This window comes from Mesorhizobium sp. M1E.F.Ca.ET.063.01.1.1 (assembly GCF_003998155.1).
In the GTDB taxonomy this organism is placed as follows: domain Bacteria; phylum Pseudomonadota; class Alphaproteobacteria; order Rhizobiales; family Rhizobiaceae; genus Mesorhizobium.
The window spans coordinates 1-399 of record NZ_RZSC01001736.1 but is presented as its reverse complement, the minus strand read 5'-3'; the positions used below and the strand labels follow the sequence as shown (position 1 = coordinate 399).

The 399-nt window shown below is 63.9% G+C and carries 1 pseudogene; it reads left to right on the top strand.

Annotated features, from left to right (window positions below):
* Nucleotides 1–399: pseudogene (locus EOA29_RS40660) on the top strand (histone deacetylase family protein); the annotation flags it as partial.

Genomic DNA, 399 nt, shown 5'->3' with positions numbered 1-399 from the left:
GAGATCTTCTACGGCCGCGGCGACGTCCAGGTGATCAACCTGCACGGCGATCCGATGACCGAATATCCGTTCTTCCTCGGCCATGCCGACGAGCACGGGATCGGCGAAGGCGAAGGCTTCAACCTCAACTACCCGATGCCGTTCGGCACCGACTGGGACGGCTGGAACGCCTCCCTGGAGGATGCCTGCGCCAAGCTTGCCGCTTACGCCCCCGATGTCGTCGTGGTGTCGCTCGGCGTCGACACGTTCGAGAAGGACCCGATCAGCCAGTTCAAGCTGAAGAGCGCCGACTATCCCAAGATCGGCCGCCGCATCGCCAGGCTCGGCCTGCCGACGCTGTTCGTCATGGAAGGCGGCTATGCTGTGGAAGAGATCGGCATCAACGCCGTCGGCGTGCTG